Annotated in this window: 7 protein-coding genes; 6 read left to right on the top strand and 1 reads right to left on the bottom strand. The window is 70.8% G+C overall.

Going from position 1 to position 17,926, the window contains the following annotated elements; genetic code table 11:
- The first annotated feature begins 18 nt into the window (after nt 1-18).
- Complete coding sequence (locus ACIQAC_RS02850) at nt 19-951, top strand: hypothetical protein (protein ID WP_402186353.1); 933 nt, start codon at nt 19-21, stop codon at nt 949-951.
- A gap of 4 nt (nt 952-955) precedes the next feature.
- On the opposite strand, the gene ACIQAC_RS02845 is transcribed toward ACIQAC_RS02850, so the two are convergent.
- A complete protein-coding gene (locus ACIQAC_RS02845) occupies nt 956-2,503 on the bottom strand; it encodes an RNA polymerase sigma factor RpoD/SigA (protein ID WP_402186352.1) in 1,548 nt (515 codons plus the stop codon).
- Nucleotides 2,504-2,685: 182 nt separating this feature from the next.
- Between ACIQAC_RS02845 and ACIQAC_RS02840 the strand changes: the two genes are divergently transcribed.
- From ACIQAC_RS02840 to ACIQAC_RS02820, 5 genes are all read left to right on the top strand, one after another.
- The gene (locus ACIQAC_RS02840; protein WP_402186351.1) at nt 2,686-5,817 is read left to right on the top strand and encodes a helicase-related protein; all 3,132 of its coding nucleotides are present in this window, start codon (nt 2,686-2,688) and stop codon (nt 5,815-5,817) included.
- Nucleotides 5,814-7,667: a DrmB family protein gene (drmB, locus tag ACIQAC_RS02835; protein ID WP_402186350.1), complete on the top strand. Its 1,854-nt coding sequence runs from the start codon at nt 5,814-5,816 to the stop codon at nt 7,665-7,667. The genes ACIQAC_RS02840 and drmB overlap by 4 nt, the downstream gene beginning before the upstream one ends.
- The gene (locus ACIQAC_RS02830) at nt 7,664-8,740 is read left to right on the top strand and encodes an AAA family ATPase (RefSeq protein WP_402186348.1); all 1,077 of its coding nucleotides are present in this window, start codon (nt 7,664-7,666) and stop codon (nt 8,738-8,740) included. The genes drmB and ACIQAC_RS02830 overlap by 4 nt, the downstream gene beginning before the upstream one ends.
- A 61-nt stretch (nt 8,741-8,801) precedes the next feature.
- Nucleotides 8,802-15,464, top strand: coding sequence for a DEAD/DEAH box helicase (locus ACIQAC_RS02825; RefSeq protein WP_402186346.1), 6,663 nt, complete (start codon nt 8,802-8,804; stop codon nt 15,462-15,464).
- Nucleotides 15,461-17,719 carry a UvrD-helicase domain-containing protein gene (locus tag ACIQAC_RS02820; RefSeq protein ID WP_402186344.1) on the top strand — a complete coding sequence of 753 codons (2,259 nt, stop codon included), beginning with the start codon at nt 15,461-15,463 and terminating at the stop codon, nt 17,717-17,719. The genes ACIQAC_RS02825 and ACIQAC_RS02820 overlap by 4 nt, the downstream gene beginning before the upstream one ends.
- Nucleotides 17,720-17,926 lie beyond the last annotated feature (207 nt).

The following is a 17,926-nucleotide window of genomic DNA, read 5'->3' as shown; positions in this document are numbered from 1 at the left end:
CGGGGAGGGGGAAAGGGCATGCCGTTGCTGTTCCTGAACGAGAAGTCGTGGGCCACGACCTGTGACCACACACGCGCCGACGCGGCCATGGTCGACTTCGTCGACGTGGTGCGCGCCGTCGCCAAGGAGGACCCGGCCGAGACCTCGCTGGTCAGTGAGGACGGCCTCACATCGCTGGAGATCGCCAAGGACTATCCGATCGGCAAATGGATAGGCGCCGGCCCGAAGAACCACGCCCGCTGGCTGCGGCTACGGGCTCTCCAGAACAGATCCCCGGTCAGCAGCGTCTACTCGACCCCGGATGCCGACGGCCATCTCGATTACCGTCACGACGGCGAGAAGGCCCGGGGACTGGGCGCCGCACACTTCATGGACGGCATCGCCGTCAGCCTTCCGGTGGCGCCCGAGTGGGAGACGTCCTCGGTCAGCCTCGACCGCAGCGAACTCGTCGAACTCGACGACGGTTTACTGGAGTTCGAGCACGAGACGGTCGACGTCCGGCACGTCTCCGCCCTGCCGCACGTCGACGAATACCGGGCTTGGATCCGCGAGTCGAGCCTGGCCAGAGCGGCCACCGGCCGTCAGATCTGGGAGCGCAGGGCCGACCTCTACCCGCACCTCCAGTTCCTGCCCCGTACCGAAGGCCACCTCACCGACCTGGACCCTCGCTGGGTCGTGCCCGCACGGGGCTGCCTGGAACGGCTGGAGGCGGCGGTGGCCCTCTGGGACCCGGCGACGCGGCACGAACCGGAGTGGCAGACCAAGGTCACTCCGGAGAGCCAGACGCGCCGAGAGGTATGCCGCTTCAGCGACCTCGACCGCGAGCGGCGCCTCTTCGAACTGCACGCTCGTTTCACCCCGGGCATGGGCCGCATCTACTTCCGCCTGGTCCCGGAGGAGGGGGCGATCCGGCTTGCGCACATCGGCAGCAAGATCCGCCCGGACCTCTGACCCGTCAGAACAGCGTCCCCTGCCCTTCCGGTATCTGCGGCTTCTTGACTCGGGGCGTCGGTCGAGGGGCCTTTTCGACCGGTGCGGATGCGGGCGGAGGCGCCTCCTGTACAGGCGGCTTGCGCTTGCGCCCCCGCTTTCCCCGAGGCGCCGGCACCCCACCCGCCAGTACCTCCTTCAGCCGGTCACGGGCCCGGGTCTCCAGCTGCCGGATCCGCTCGCGCGTGACGCCGTACTCCTCGCCGATCTCCTCCAGCGTCTGACGCTCGCCGCCCACCAGCCCACAGCGCCGCCGCATCACATCGGCCTCGCGCTCGCTGAGACAGGCCCGGGTCAGCAGCTCCTCCACCCGCTCCCGGGAGTACTTCGGAGCGAGCACCTCCTCCGGAGTGGGCGCCAGATGCAGCGTCGCCACCAGTTCGCCAAGATGCGTCCCGTCACCGATCTCGCGGTCCAAGGAGTCCGTGGGCCGGCTGATCCGGCGTACCGCGTCGACCTCGGCCACGGTGAGGTTGGCCGCCACGGCCACCGCGCCGGTGGTGAGGGACTGCCCCTGGGAGGCGAGCCGTGCCTCGACCATCGCGACCTTGCGCACCTTCTCGTGCAGGTGAATCGGGATGCGGATCAGCCGGCTCTCGTTGCCGAGCGCCCGCTCCAGTGCCTGCCGGGCCCACCAGGTCGCGTACGTCGAGAACTTGAACCCCTTGCTCGGGTCGAACAGACAGGCCGCGTGCATCACTCCGGTTACGCCGTGCTGCACCAGGTCCTCGTAGTCGAGGCCCTGGCCCCCCAGCCGCTGGGTCAGCTTGTGCACCAACCGGACGTTGTGCATGACCAGCGTCTCGTAGGCGCGGCGGCGGACGTCGGTGACAGGGAGGGCCGCAAGCTCGGTCTCCTCCGGTTTGTGGTCCATGTGCTCCGGCCCGCCCTTGAGCAGGACACTCAGCCCGACCTCCTCTTCCGCAGTCAGCAGCGTCTTCCACGCGGTGTGCCGGAACCGGTCCTCGTTCATCCGGGCCCGCGCGGCGGCCATCGCGGCGTCCAGGTCCGTGAGTACCTCCCCCTTGCCGCCGAGTTCGTCCGCCTGCGGCTCTTCGGCGGTCTCGGCTTCGTCCGGAGCCTCCTCGGCCTCCGCCCGGCGGGGAGTCGGGATCGCGCCGATCACCACTCCCTCTCCTCGTAGGGCCGTCGTCAGCAACTCCCGTTCCGCGGCGTCCAGTCCGCACAACGACACCAGTCCGGCGAACGCCGGCGCCGGGACCATACCCGCCGCGACGTACTTGCGTGCGAGCCCCAACACCCGGACGACGCGCACGCTTGCCTGGGTGAGCGCGGCGGCCCGCTCCACGATCAACCCCTGCTGGGCCAGAGCCGCTTCCAGCCTTTTCAGGCCCTCTGAATCCAACCCCAGGGGAGCTGTCATTGCTCTGAACTCGTCCTCCGCCACCCGGCCGCCGCGTGCGCGGCCGTGCAGGTCGGCCAGCAATGTCGTCATCGCGCCGCGCAGTTCACGCACCCTGTTCCCCCGGGTGCCCGGTGCGTCCGCCGTCATGAGGAGACTGTGGCACAGGCCACTGACAATCGGTCCCGTGATGCAGGAACGCTGTGTCCATCACCTGTGGCTGGATGTGAGCGATTTGGCGATCCGGTGGGCGCCATCCGGCATATGCCGGATACGATCTTGCGGACCGGTACGTTCGGTCATCAGGGGGCGGCATGGGGTACACGGGGGCCATGGGGCCCAGGGAAGAACTCGTTGCGTTCGTACGCACTCAGCTCGTCGGGCCCGCCCAGGGCGAGCACGAGACGGTGACCACCCCGCCCGACCGGCTGTACCTGATGGGCACCCTGTATCCCCAGGACGCAGACCTGCACCGGCAGTTGACGCTCTCTGCCGAGGTACTCGACGCACCGGGCGCGGAGGAACAGCGGGAGGACACCGCCCAACGGGACGACCCCGTGCCGGAAGCGAACTCCTGGCTTCCCTCATCGCTCGGACTGACCCTGTTCACCACGGCCGCAGAACTCCGCGTCTCGGTCGACGGCGCCCGCTATCTCACCGAGCGCGACGAGCAGGGTCGGCGTCGCTGGCAGCGCATCCCGCTGCCCGCCGAGCCGCGCTCCTTCAAGCCGGGGGAGCCGGGCGCCCTCGTCTTCGGCGGGCGCGGTGAGGTCCGGGTGACCTGGCGGACGTTCGGACACGGACGACTGGTCACGGTGGCCCTCGTCAACACGGCCCGCGCGCCCCGCCAGTCCCTCAGCGCCGCCGAGCGCGAACGGCAGTGGGACAGCATGCTGTTCCAGGTGGGGCTCGGCGTCGAGCCCGTCGACGGGGAGGTTCTTCCGTACCCCGGTGTCCGGCTCGCCAGCCGCGACGAGGAGGAGCAGGAACTTCGCCTTCAGTACCGGCATGTCGAGACCTACGCGGTCGGCCATGGCTGCGCCGTGCGGGAGGAGCGCACGGGCGACGGGCGCGTGACTCGTGTTCACGCCGAGGTGATGCCGCAGACCGAGGTACCCACGGTGCGGGCGGCGGGGCCGAGGGCGCCCGTGCTGCTGCTGGAGCGGCTCGCCGACGAGACCCTCCCCGTCGGTCAACTGCGGCGAGAACTGGACGAGTTCGTGCGCGGCTACCGCGACTGGTGCGACAGCCAGTGGGCCACGGACGTACCCTCCTCGGCCCGGCCCGCCGCCCGCCGCATCCTGGAGCGGATCAGCACCGCCGTACAGCGCATGGAAAGCGGCGTACAGGCCCTGTGCGCCGACGAGAACGAGGACCTGCGGCGGGCCTTCCGTACCGCGAACGCCGCCATGGCGCTCCAGATGCGGCACAGCGAACCCGACCAGGCCGGACAACGGCACGCCCGCGGTGCCGCCGTACAGCTGGACCCGGCGCCTGACCCGGGAGCCTCCTGGCGGCCCTTCCAGCTCGCCTTCTTCCTCATGGCGGTGGAAGGCGCGGCCGACCCGTCCCATCCCGACCGGGAGACGGTCGACCTGATCTGGTTCCCGACCGGTGGCGGCAAGACGGAGGCGTATCTGCTGCTCGCCGCCGTCGTGATGGTCCTGCGCAGGCTCCGGCCGCGCGGCACCCCGGGCGGCGGGACCGCCGTACTGAGCCGGTACACGCTGTCGCTGCTGACCACACAGCAGTTCCAGCGTGCCGCGACCACCGTGTGCGCCCTGGAACGCCTCAGGCGGGCCGATCCGGTGGCGCTCGGGCGCGAGCCCTTCTCCATCGGGCTGTGGGTCGGCGAGGCGACGACCCCGAACTCGTACCAGTCGGCCGTGGAAGCCTTCGACGAGGTGCGTGCCGCCGCCACCCCGGACGACCGCTTCATCCTCGACCGCTGCCCCTGGTGCGGCACCCGCATCGTGCCCGAACGCAAGTCCCCGGACCGCTCCGACTACGGCATCGACGCGCGCGCCTCGTCCTTCCGCTTCTTCTGCCCCCGCGACGACTGCGCTTTCCACGACGAACTCCCCGTCGCTGTCGTCGACGCCCACCTCTACGACAAGCCCCCGACGTTCGTCCTCGGTACGGTCGACAAGTTCGCCCGGCTCGCCTGGGAACGGGACGCCGGACGGCTCTTCGGCCGCGGCGGCGCCCTGCCGCCCGACCTCGTCATCCAGGACGAGCTGCACCTGCTCACCGGCCCCCTCGGTACCACGGTCGGCCTGTACGAGGCGGCCATCCTGCAACTGTGCTCGCCCGCCCAGCAGAGCCCGAAGATCGTCGCCTCCACGGCGACCATCCGCCGCTCCGGTGAACAGGTCCGCAGACTGTACGGGCGGCCCGTACAGCTCTTCCCGCCCGCCGGCCTGGACGCACGCTCCTCCTACTTCGCCGAGCCCGACACCGAACGGCCCGGCCGCCTGTACGTCGGGGTCATGGCACAGGGACACACGGCCGGTCGCGCCACCGTCGCCACCGCCGCCACCCTCCTCCAGGGGCCGTTGCAGCTGCCCGAGGAGCACCGCGACGACTACTGGACCCTCGTCGCCTACCACCACAGCCTCCGCGAGCTGGGCCGCACCGTCACCGCCGCGGCCGACGACATCCCCGCGCAGCTCGGCGGTATCGGCCCGGTCGCCGAACGACGGGTGCTCACCGAGGGGCAGGTGCAGGAACTCACCAGCAGCCTGGACCGCAGCGAACAACCCCTTGTGCTCGACCGGTTGGAGAAGCCCTGGCACGACCCGGCGGCGATTTCCCTGCTGCCCTGCACCAACATGCTGTCCGTGGGCGTGGACGTGAAGCGCCTCGCCCTGATGCTGATGCTCGGCCAGCCCAAGGCAACCGCCGAGTACATCCAGGCCACCAGCCGGGTGGGACGGCACGGGGTGCCCGGACTCGTCGTGACCTTCCTCAACGCCACCAAGCCGCGCGACCGTTCGCACTACGAGACCTTCGGCACGTACCACGCCGCCCTGTACCGGCACGTCGAGCCGACCACCGTCACGCCCTGGTCCGTGCCCTCCCGCAGACGTGCCCTGCACGCGGCCCTCGTGGTACTCGTCCGGCACGGCCTCGGGCTCAGCGCCGAGGACGCGGCCGGTGACGTCCTCGACCGGGTCGCCGACGTCAGCACCCAGGCCGAACGGCTCGTGGAGTGGGTCTGGCGCAGCGACCCGGAGGCTGCGCCCGGGGTCCGCGACGACCTCTTCCGGCTGTTCCAGAACTGGCAGGAGGCGGCGCGGGAGGCGCAGAGCGACGGCAAGCGCCTGCACTACCGCACCCAGGGCAAGGGCCAGCACAACCTGCTGCGCGACTTCGACCGCGGCGGGGGCCTGTGGGAGACCCCGCACTCCATGCGCAACGTCGACCGGGAATGTCAGGTCGTGGTGAAGGGAGCCGACGTATGAGCCGCCGCCGGGTGCGCCAGGCGCAGACCGTGGTGCCGTTCGGTACCGGCGCCGTTCTCGACGTCCAGGGCGAGTCCTTCGTCGCCGCAGGCATCGGCGACTGGCCCCGAGCCCATCAGCCCGTGTCCTCGCCCCGGCTCGCCGCGCGTCTCGGCGTCAGCGGATTCCGGGCGGCGCCGCCCGCCCCGCACGACGCCTGGGACATCCCGGACGCCGCCGGGCCGCCGTACATCCGCTTCCCCGCCTGGCTGTTCTGTCCGGCGTGCCGACGGATGACGCACTGGAGGGTGGCGGACGAACGGCCGGGGCAGCCGCCGCGCTGCCGCAGCTGTTCGCCACAGCGGCAGCTCACCCCGATGCGGTTCGTCCAGATCTGCCCGTCCGGCCATCTCGGTGACGTCGACTGGTGGTACTGGGCGCACTCCGAGCTCACCCCGGAGCAGCGGGAGTCCTGCCCCGACCGGGACCACCTGCGGTTCCGTTTCGAAGAACGGGCGACCGGCCTGGAGGCCCTGTCGGTGGCGTGCACGGCCGACGGTTGCCGTGCCGCGTCCCGGGACCTGCTCGACGTCCTCGGGGCCAAGCGGATGCGGTGCACGGGCCGTAACCCGTGGCAGCGGCGGAGCGAAGCGGCTAAGGACTGCCCGGGGCCCGTACAGATCGTCCAGCGCACCGCCGGAAACCTGTACTACCCCGTCGTCCACTCGGCTCTCGACATCCCCGAAAGTGGTGAGACCGCCACCGACGGGGACATCGCCGAACGGGTACGCCTTCACGACATGTGGCTCGCCCTGTGCAAGGCGCCCGACGGCCCGCGCGCCCCACTCATCCGGTCGATGATCACCGAGGACACGGGAGCCGACGACGCCCTTCTCGACGCCCTGCTCGCGGAGGAGACGGGCGTCCCGGCCGACGGGCCCGGCGAGCGCCCCCACCAGGTGGTGTACCCGGACCTGAGCAGCGACGAATGGGCCGCCTTCATCGCTCCCGCGCCGGAACCCACCCGGGACTTCGTCATCCGGGACGCCGGGCTCGGGCTGGAGGACGAGACCGAGGCGCCCTGGGTGGATTTGCGGGACAAGGTCGCGCGCGTGGTCGTGGCCGACCGGCTCCGTGAGGTGCGCGCCATCCAGGGCTTCAGCCGGGTCACCCCGACCGCCAGGTTCGTCCCGGTGGACACCGGTCGGCGGGCCCGTTGGCTGCCCGCCGTCGAAGTGTTCGGCGAGGGAGTCTTCCTCGCCCTGGACGAGCGCCGACTGACCGATTGGGAGCGTGACAGCGAGGTACGCAACCGGGTGCGCGGGATGCGGGACGACCTCGACAGGGCCTTCCAGAAGGACCGGCTCGAAGCCCTCACCGGGCCCGAACTGCTGCCCCGGTTCGTGCTGTTGCACACCCTCGCCCACCTGCTCGTCCGACAGCTCTCCTTCGAGTCCGGGTACTCCACCGCCTCCCTGCGCGAGCGCGTGTACGCCCGGTCCGGCGGCGGCACACAGGCGGGCGTTCTCGTCTACACCGCCGCAGGGGATGCCGAGGGCACCCTCGGCGGCCTTGTCCGCCAGGGCGAGCCGCCCCGGCTCGCCGAGACCCTGCTGCGGCTGACCGAGGCCGCCGCCTGGTGCTCGGCCGACCCGCTGTGCGCGGAGCACACCGGACAGGGCTACGCGAACCTCAACCGCGCTGCGTGCCACGCCTGTTGTCTGCTGCCCGAGACCAGCTGCGAGACCGGCAACGCGCTGCTCGACCGTGTGCTGCTCGTCGGCGGGGCGGGCGTACCCGGCTACTTCGAGGACGTCATCACGGCGGCCCGGGAGCTCGCCGTCCGGGAGATCGAGGACGACGACCGGTGACGCTGACGTACCTGGACCTCAGTGAGGAACAGCAGGACCTGCTGCGCGACCTGCCGTTCGAGGGGCACCACCTCGTCACCGGGCCGCCGGGCTCCGGCAAGAGCGTGCTCGCCGCCCAGCGCGCCGGCCTGCTGGCCCTCACCGGCGTACGGGTCCACTTGCTGACCCGGTCCAATCTGCTGCGCCAGACACTGGCGGTCCACGGCGACGTCGAGATCTCCACCGTGCACGCGTGGATCCAGGCGTGGCACCGGGCCCGTACCGGCGAAGGAGCCCCGTCGGCGGCCGAGGACTGGTTCGCCTGGTCCGAACTGTTCGCCCTTGCCGCGGTGGAGGAGCCGGCCGAGCCGTTCGCCGTCGTCGTGGACGAAGGCCAGGACCTGCCCCGTTCCTTCTACCGGCTGTGTCATCTGCTCGGTGTTCCCGTCACCGTCTTCGCCGACGAGTGCCAGCGCATCACCGACACCCAGTCCACCCTCGACGAGATCAGTACGGCGTTGCGGGACTGTGCCCGCCACGAGCTTACGACCGGGCACCGCACGACTCGGCCCGTCGCGGCCCTCGCCGCCCGCTTCCACACCGGAGCCACTCCGCCGCCTCTGCCGTCCCGAACCGGACCTGTTCCCCGGTTGTGGCGGTACGCCGACCAGCGCGCCTTGGTGGCCCAGCTCGTCGCCCACGCCGAACGGCATCCGCAGCGCACCATCTGCGTGGTGCTGCGCACGACACGGCAGCAACTCGCCCTGCACGAACACCTGGAGCGCGCCGCGCCCCGGCTGCGCTCCCAGGTGTACGTCGGTGCCGCCGCCGAGGGCCGTCACCGCACGCTCGACCTGGGGCGGCCCGGCATCCGTGTCATCAGCCGGGCCAGCGCCAAGGGCCTGGAGTTCGACAGCGTATTCGTTCCCGACATCCATACCGACAGCAGCGACCCGGGAGCGGCCGCGCTGCGGATGACGTACTACGTGCTTCTCACCCGCGCGCGGGAAGAGGTCCACCTCGGGTACGAGGGTGACAGGGAACCCCCGCCGGTCGCGGGCATCCCGGCCGACCTGCTGGTTCGCGCCGTATGAGATGTCGTAGCCGTGTAGGAGACTTCGTACCAGCCGTCGCTGAAGGACAAGGAGCCACCGGGTGCGCCCCACTCTCGCCGCCGAACAGGTCGGGGACAGCCTCACGCAGTACCTGACCACCACGTTCGCCCTCGCGGACGAGGGTGAACGGCGTGCGCTGGAGGACTTCCTGCGGGACGAGCAGGGCGGCATCTTCCGCGGTCCGTACCTGCGGATCCGCACGCCCTTCAAACCGGCCGGAAACGCCTGGAAGTCGGCGCTGGAATGGGTGCCCGACGGCTTCGAGCCCTACCGGCACCAGGCGCGGGCCTGGCAGCGGTTGTCCACGCTGCGCGGCCCGGCCCGGCCGACCCTGATCACCACCGGCACCGGATCGGGCAAGACCGAGTCCTTCCTGGTGCCCGTGCTCGACCACTGCCGCCGTGCGCGGGCGGCCGGTCAGGATGGGGTCAAGGCGATTCTGCTGTACCCGATGAACGCGCTCGCCACCGACCAGGCGCAACGCCTCAACGAGCAGCTCAAGGACCCGCGCCTGGCCCAGGTGTCAGCCGCCCTCTACATCGGCGACGAGCCCGCCACCGGCTACGCGCGAGTACAGACGGACCGGGCGCGCATCCGCGGTGGGCGGCCCGACATCATCATCACCAACTACAAGATGCTGGACCTGCTACTCCAGCGCGCCGAAGACATCCCGCTGTGGCAGGACCAAGCCCTCGCCCACGTCGTGGTCGACGAGTTCCACACCTACGACGGCGCCCAGGGCACGGACGTCGCCATGCTGATGCGACGGCTCGGTGCCGCCACCGGCAAGGCACGGCCCGGCCGCCCGCTCGGCGACGTGTGCCCCGTCGCCACCTCGGCGACCCTCGGCGAGAGCGCTCCCGTTGTGACGGGGGCCCTGCACCTCCCGGCGGCGGAGGGCGGCGGCACCATCCTCGACGTGGCGGCCCAGGTCTTCGGCACACCGTTCGGCCCGGACTCGGTGGTCGGCGAGGACCGCATGACCGTCCAGCAGTTCGCCGGGAAGTCGGACTTCACCCTGCCCTTCCCGGCCCCGCAGGACGTCATCACCCTCGGCGACCCCCTGCGCGATTCCGACGCCATGGACCGTCTCGTGGACGCCTTCACCCGGCGGCCCGACGAGCACCGCGACCGCCCGCCGACCCCGGTCGAGCTCGGCGAGATCCTGCGCACCCACCGGCTCACCGCGGCCGTCCTCGAAATCCTCGACGGACGGCCCAAGACCCGCACCGAGATCATGGACGCGCTGCCGCGCTACGCCTACCACTGGGGCATGGCCGTCCAGCAGCAGCCCGAGGAAGCCGCGCAGGCCCTGTCCCGGTTCATCGCCCTCATGTCCGTCGCGCAGGGCCCGGACAGCACGGCGGAACGGCCACGACCGCTGCTGACGGTGGAGGTCCACCAGTGGGTGCGGTCGGTCTCACGCGTGCTGCGCGGCATCGGTCCCAGGCCGGAGTTCCGCTGGGACGAGGACCGGCCCCGAGAGGAAGCCGCGGCGTCCACTGGCACGGGCGAGGGCCCCGTGGCCGACGAGCCCGAGGCAGCGGCGGCCCTCGACTCCGCCGTACCGCCGGCGAACGTATTCCTGCCCGCCGTCCACTGCCGACAGTGCGGACGGTCGGGCTGGGCCGCCCTCTCCCGCGAACACGACCGCGCCGAACTGGAGATGAGCCCGGCGAAGATCCGGCAGGCGTCCCTCAGCAGGGACAAGCGGCTGGTGCGCACCCTGATCGCTGCCACGGTCGCCGAGGCCCACCGGTCCGCCTTCGCCCCCGCCGAGGACACGGGACGGCGTGGCTCGGTCTTCGTCCTCGACGGTGAACAGGGCCGCATCCGGCCCATCGACCCCGACAAGGACTTCGAACGGCCCGACGCCTACGGCATCCATGCCGCCAAGGGGCTCCGGGACGCCGCGTTCGTCCGCGTCGACCTGATGAACGACCAGGCCGCCGCCGACGACCGCTGCCCCAACTGCGCCACCGGCAACGCCATTCGCTTCCTCGGCCGCGGACTCGCCCCCCTGGCTGCCGCCTCCATCACCCAGCTGTTCACCGGCGGCGAGCTAGCGCCCGGCCCGGAGCGGCGCACGCTGCTGTTCAACGACTCCGTGCAGGACGCCGCCCACCGCGCGGGGTTCGTCGCCAACCGGGCCTACGACTTCTCGCTGCGTGCCCTGTTGGCGGACCAGCTGGACGAGGACACCGCGCGGCCGCTTAACGACATCGTGGCGGACTGCCTGGCCGAAGTCGTCGACCGTGACGTCCTCGCCGCCGTCGCGCCCCCGGCCCTGCACGACATCCACGGTGTTGACCTACTGCTGTCGGGCCGTAGCAAGGGCAGCCGCGCCACCTGGGAGCTGGTCGGCGAGCGGCTGTCCTTCGCCGCCGTCCTCGAATTCGGCCTGCGCTCCCGCCAGGGCCGCACCCTGGAACTGACCCGCACCGCCGCGGCCGAGGTCGACCTCCCCGACCCCGGGCAGGCCACCGAAATCGTCCGGGACCTGCTCCAGCGGACTCCGGCCCTGGTTGCCCTGCCGGACGGCACCGTGCCGGACGAGGAGCGCTTCCGCGGCTACGTCCGCGGCATCCTGGAGCGGCTGCGCATCCGGGGCGCCGTACGCCACCGCTGGCTCGATCCCTGGCTCGACGAGGCCGGAGTGCGACGGTGGCTGGTATGGGGCGGACGGCCGTCGGGCATGCCCGCCTTCCCGCCCGGCATCTCGGCACCCGCCTTCCTCCTCGACCGGGGCAAGGACAAGACACAGTTCGACACCCTCGGCTCGGCGCAGAACTGGTACCAGGACTGGACCACCCGCTGTCTGGGCCTGCCCCGCGACGCGGCCGCCGAGTTCGTCCGCACCCTGCTGCCCCGCCTGACCGAGGCCGGCATCCTCTGCGTCCACACTGCCAAGGACGGCGCGACCCGTGTCTACGGCCTTCAGCCCGGCCACATCCGGGTCCGTAAACTCGCCGACGACATCGTGGGCGACGCCTATGCGCGCTGCCCCGTCTGCTCCTGGCAGCAGACGGTCCACCCCGACCAGTTGGACGACTGGCACCGCCAGCCCTGCCCGCGTTACCAGTGCTCCGGAGAACTACTCGCAGGCGCCGCCGAGCCTGGCAGCGAGTCGGTGTCGCGTCTGCGTGACTACACCAAGGACTACTACCGGCGCCTGTACCGGGAGACCGGCGCCTACACCGTGGTGACCGCTGAGCACACCGGCGCCCTGACGCGTAAGGAACGGGAGACCGTCGAGGCCGAGTTCCGGCGCGGCACTCACTACACCGACCCCAATGTGCTGTCCTGCACCCCCACACTCGAACTCGGCATCGACATCGGCGTCCTGTCGGCCGTGGTGCTCGCCTCCCTGCCCAAGGGCCCCGCGAACTACGTGCAGCGGGTCGGCCGGGCCGGACGCTCCAGCGGCAACGCCTACCTCCTCACCCTCGTCGACCGCGGCCCGCGCGACCTCTACTACCTCCAGGAGCCGCGGCAGATGATTGCGGGGGAGATCCACCCGCCGGGCTGCTACCTGTCGGCCGCCGAAATCCTGCGCCGCCAGTACGCGGCCCGCCTCGTCGACCTCGCGGCCCGCGGCCTGCTGCGCGGCCCCGACGAGGACGGCGCGCCCGAGGTGCTCCCACTGCCCCGACTCGCTTCCACCCTCTTCGGAGACACCGGCTGGCTGCACGACTTCACGGACGCCGCGCTGGCCAGGGGCGCGCACCTCGTGGAGGAGTTCCTGACCCTCTTCGTGAACGAGGACGACGTGCCCGCCGTGGACGAGGAGACGGCTCACGCCCTGCGCTGCTTCGCCACCGAAGGACTGCGCCCGGCCGTCGAACGAGCCGCCGCCACCTGGGAAGAGCGCCTGGCCGACCTGCGCAGCCGCCTCACCGCCATCGACGAGGCCCGCGCCCAGCTCATCGCCGGCGACCCCGAACACGTCCGGCAGGACCGCGAACTGCGTGCCGAACGGGCCGCCGTCGCCCGCCGGTTCGCCGAGATCGGCAGGGAGAGCGCCCACGGCACCCTGGTCGATCTGGGCCTGCTGCCCAACTACAGCCTGGTGGACGGTGGTACGGAACTGGAGGCAACCCTCACCTGGACCGAGGAGGGCGAGGACGGCACCACCACCTACGACAGCAAGGTCGTCAGCCACGAGCGGGCGGCCCGGCTGGCGCTCACGGACTACGCCCCCGGGAACCTCTTCTACTTCAAGGGGTACAAGCACCGAGTCTCCGGCCTGGACATAGGCAGCGCCGAACGCCCCAAGTGGCTGGTATGGCGGGTGTGTCCCAGCTGCGGCTACGTCCGTACACACCGGGCCGAGGACGACACCACTGCCTGCCCGCGCTGCCACGGCGGCGCCATCGGCGACCGCGGCTGTCTGCACCGGGTGCTCCAGCCCACCCGCGTCACCTCCCGGGACCGGCGCGACGACGCCCGGGTCAGGGACGAGTCCGACGAACGCGAGCGGCTCACGTACACCGTCGTCACGGCCGTGGACATCCCCACCGAGGACATCGAGTCGGCGTGGCGGCACCAACAGGCCACCTTCGGCTGGGACTTCAGCCGACGAGCCGCGGTCCGTGCCTTCAACCTCGGACAGACCCGCTTCGACGTCCCCGCCACTGACTCCTTCGCGGGCGAGGACGTCCGGCTCAATCCCTTCTACGTATGCACCCAGTGCGGTGGCGCCACGGCGAAGGGTCGCCCCGCGCCCGACCAGTCTCCAGACGCCCTGAGCCCGTCCCTCGCCCGCCGCCCGGACCGGTCCCACCATCGCCCCTGGTGCCCACGCTTCCGAGGCCGGGGCCGCCCGGACGGCGACGTCTCCCTGCTGCTCGCCCACGAACTGCACACCGAGGCCCTGCGCATCCTGCTGCCCGCCGCCACGACCCACGTCGAGGAGCGGCTTTCCTCCTTCAAGGCGCTGCTGCGGGCAGGCATCGCCGAGACCTACGGCGGCAACCCCGACCACCTGGAGGCCGTCGTCGCTTCCATGCCCGACCAGTCGGGCGGTGGCGATATCCGACGCCGCTTCCTCGTGGTGTACGACACCCTCCCCGGCGGAACCGGCTATCTGCACCGCCTCGCCCACCCGGCCACCTTCCGGGACGTTCTCGTGGCGGCACGCCACCGCATCGACACCTGCCCCTGCAAGGAGGAAGGGAAGGCAGCCTGCCACCGCTGCCTGCTGCGCCACGTCTCGGGCACCGAGTACGCATACGTCAGCCGGGTCGCGGCGCTCGGCATGCTGCGCGAGGTCCTGGGCGACGCGGTCGAGAGCTGGCAGATCACCCCCGTCGCCGCCACCCATGAGATCCCCCTGGGGCGCCAGGTGGAGAGCGAGCTCGAAGCCCGCTTCCTGGAAGGCCTCGTGGCCTGGGCCCGCCGCAAGGACACCCAGGCGAGCGTACGGCACGCCCAGGACCCGTCCGGCACCATCGCCACGGATCTCAGACTCACCGCACCAGACGGGCAGACCGTCGTCCACTGGCAGATCAAGCCCCAGGAGGATCTCGGCTGGACCCGCCCGGACTTCGTGGTCCGCAGGCTGGATGCCGAACCTCTGCGTGTAGCGATCTATCTTGACGGCTTCCAGTACCACGCATCGGCCGACCACAACCGCATCGCCGAGGACGCGGCCCGCCGGGCCCGCCTCCGTGCCGAAGGCTGGGTCGTGTTCCAGCTGACCTGGACCGACCTGGCCCGCTGGGACGGTGAAGGCGCCGCCTCCGACCGGCCGGCCTGGGAGCCGTACCAGAACAACGCCATGCGGATAGCGGGGCAGGTTCTCCAGGGGCAGTACGGCGGCGATCCCCGCGAGCTGCGCGACACGGTCTGGCAGAACCCGGTGGTCACGCTGCTGAAGTTCCTCGCCGATCCCGATCTGCGGCGATGGCGACTGCGTACTCAGGCAGCCCTGTCCGGTCTGATCGCGCTACCGGAAGCGGTTCGGACGGCCACGACCGTGCAAGACGCGGCTACCCGGATCAACAAGCGCCTTCGCGGGGAGGACGCGCCCGGTGCTCAAGGGCCTGTCCAGGTCGTACGTGTGGCCGACGCGAGCGGATGCCCGCTCGTCCTGGCGGTCGACATGACGCCGGGCCCCGTGGCCGCGGCCTGGACCGCGCTCGCCGTCCTGGACGACAGCCCCGAAGCCGTCACCAAGGACCCGGCGGCCCACCAGCACCGCTGGCAGGCCTGGCTGTACTGGGGCAACCTCATCCAGTTCCTCGCCGAAGGCGAGGGCGACGCTCGGCAATTGGCCGCGAGTGAGCTGCCGCTGTTCGACGCCGCGCAGCTCTCGGTCGCCGCGGGCGTGGGAGGACAGGCAGGCGGGCAGACCCGGGTGACCAGGGATGCTGCCTGGGAGGACGTACTGCTCCTCCTCGACGAAGAGGAACCGGGGCTGCGCGACCTCGCCCGCCGTCTCGCCGACATGGGCGTACCGGCGGCCGAGGCAGGCCACGAGCTGAACGACTCCGGGTGGCAGGCCGAACTGGCCTGGCCCGCCGCGAAAGCAGCCGTCGTCCTGGCCGCGGGTGCGCACGACGGCCCCGACTACGAGGCGGCCGACCGCGACGCGGCATTCGCCACGGCGGGCTGGGACGCCCGGACCGCCCTCCAATGGGACCCCACCGACCTCGCACGACGTATCGCCGGAACGGACCGTACGGGAGCAGACGAACGATGACCACGCCCACCCCCGCCGCACCGACCAAGGTCACGCTGCGCCTGCTGGAGAAGACCGACCGGGAGATCGTCAAGCTCGACCGTGCGATCGTCGGTGCCGTCTACAAGTTCCAGCACGACTTCCGGGCCAACCCCCGCCACCCGGGCCTGAGGCTGAAGCAGCTCGAAGGCCATGACCGCCTGTACTCCGCGCGCGTCAACGCCGACTATCGGGCGCTCCTGCTGCACCTGAGCGAGTCGGAATGGCTGCTGGTCGCGGTCAAGCACCGGGGGCACGTGTACGAGAACCTCGACCGTCTCTCGTACGGGATCAACCAGATCACCGGCAGCATCGACTACGTCGACCTGGAGATCGTCGAGTCCGGTGTGCTGCGCCAGGGACGCCCGCCGGTGTCTCGCTCGGCCCCTGCGACGCCCCAGCCGGTGCAGGAGCGTCCGCTGTTCGCCGACGTTACGCCGGAGCAGCTCGTGGAGCTCGGCGTGGCGGAGTCCCTCATCCCGGTCGTCGCCCGGCTGACCTCCGACGAGGAGCTGCTCGGCCTCGTCGAGTACGCACCGCGGCACACAGGCGAGGTGCTGTTGCGGCTGCGTGACACCCCGTATCAGCAGGTCCTCGAAGAGGTCACCAAACCGGTCGAGGTCAATGACATCGACCCGGAGGACTACCAGGCGGCGGCCGAACGCACCGACACCACGGTCATCACGACCGACAAGGAGCTCGAAAGCATCATCGAGGAGGGCGACTTCGGGCGCTGGAAGGTCTTCCTTCACCCCACCCAGAAGCGGCTCGTGACCCGCCGGTACTCAGGTCCGGCCCGGGTCGGCGGCGGTCCTGGCACTGGCAAGACGATTGTCGCCCTGCATCGGGTGAAGCACCTCGTGGACCGGCTGGGTCCCGGCAACAGTAAGCAGATCCTGCTGACCACCTTCAACAAGAACCTGGCCGCGGACCTGCGCGCGCGGCTGCTGGCGCTCGGTGGCCCAGAGACCGTGGCCCGGGTGGAGATCGCGCATGTCGACCAGCTGGCGACCCGAGTGGTTCGGGAGGCGGACCCAGGCAGCGTCAAGAGCCGTATCGACGACACACGCGCTCTGAACGAGTGGCGGCAGATATTGCTCGAAACTGGTGAGACCAAGTGGGACGCCGAATTCCTGATGGACGAGTGGACCCAGGTCATCCTCGGCCAGGCGGTCAACTCCCGGGCCGGATACTTCAAGGCGCGCCGAGCCGGACGGGGCAGGAGCATCACCCGCGCGGACCGGGCCGACATCTGGCAGCTGACCGAAAGGTTCACCCAGAGGCTCGACGAGAAGAACCTGGAGACCCATCGTCAGGTCGCCGAACGGGCCGCTCGTCTGGAGATAGAACGCACGGCACGGATCGAGGCGGCGGCGCGGGACAAAGAGGAACGCGGTGGTCTCGGTAACGTGCACGCCGAGTCGGCAATAGGCGCCTGGCAGCGGTATCGGTACCGGCATATCGTCGTGGACGAGGCCCAGGACCTGGCCGCCGCCCACTGGAAGATGCTGCGGGCCATGGTTGCCGCCGGGCCGGACGACATCTTCCTGGTCGGCGACACCCACCAGCGCATCTATGACAATCGCGTCACCTTGGGCAGCCTCGGCGTACATATTCGCGGCCGCTCCGCCAAGCTCACCCTGAGCTACCGGACCACCCGCGAAATCCTCAAGTCCGCCCTCGTTGTGCTTGGCGACGAACGCTACGACGATCTGGACGGCGACGAGGAGACCCTGGCCGGCTACCGCTCGGTGCTGTACGGGAGCGAGCCGGTGGTGCGACGCACCGACTCCTCCGAGGATGAGCTGGACGCGATCACCGAGCAGATCAAAGCCTGGCACGACATCCGGCGTGAGGACATCGCGGTGTGCGTCCCGACGAACGACATGGTCACCCAAGTGGCGGCCCGGCTGGCGAAAAACGGCATCGTGTCCACCGAAATCACGGCCGACGGCCCTCGGGGTGACGAGGGTGTGCACATCGGCACGATGTACCGGTTCAAGGGGCTTGAGTACCAGCGGATGGTCATCGCGGGCGTGCAAAGGGGTCTTGTCCCAAGGGCTTCCGTGGAGGCATTGCGCCGCACCGACCCGGCCCGGTACCAGGCGGAGTGCAAGCGGGCCCGGTCATTGCTCTTCGTCGCCGCGACACGGGCCAGGGACGCGCTCACCATCGTCTGGCACGGTGAACCCAGCCCGCTGATGGGAGGCGTGGCAGCCACTGCCGCTACCCGCTGAGGAGAGTGATCTCGTGTGGCTTCTGCGCAACGGGCGCAGCGCGAGGCCCGCTGCCTCGGGGAAACCGCGCCAGGGCAGGGGCATCTCCCTATGTAGCCGTCAAGGTAGCCATGGAAGCAGCCTCGCTGCCTGTTTGCGCTGGCCATAGCGACGTGGCTACTCTCCCCGGCGTACAGCCCGACTCGTCTGCCGTGTCTTCGCTCTTTG

This window comes from Streptomyces sp. NPDC088387, from assembly GCF_044753385.1.
Classification (GTDB): Bacteria; Actinomycetota; Actinomycetes; order Streptomycetales; family Streptomycetaceae; genus Streptomyces.
The sequence above is the reverse complement of the archived record's forward strand: the minus strand, read 5'-3'. Positions and strand labels throughout refer to the sequence as shown.

Excerpts from the sequence above, each read along its gene's own strand:
- ACIQAC_RS02850 (WP_402186353.1), top strand. The coding sequence starts at position 19 with ATGCCGTTGCTGTTCCTGAACGAGAAGTCGTGGGCCACGACCTGTGAC.
- ACIQAC_RS02845 (WP_402186352.1), bottom strand. The coding sequence starts at position 2,503 with ATGACGGCGGACGCACCGGGCACCCGGGGGAACAGGGTGCGTGAACTG.
- ACIQAC_RS02840 (WP_402186351.1), top strand. The coding sequence starts at position 2,686 with ATGGGGCCCAGGGAAGAACTCGTTGCGTTCGTACGCACTCAGCTCGTC.
- drmB (WP_402186350.1), top strand. The coding sequence starts at position 5,814 with ATGAGCCGCCGCCGGGTGCGCCAGGCGCAGACCGTGGTGCCGTTCGGT.
- ACIQAC_RS02820 (WP_402186344.1), top strand. The coding sequence starts at position 15,461 with ATGACCACGCCCACCCCCGCCGCACCGACCAAGGTCACGCTGCGCCTG.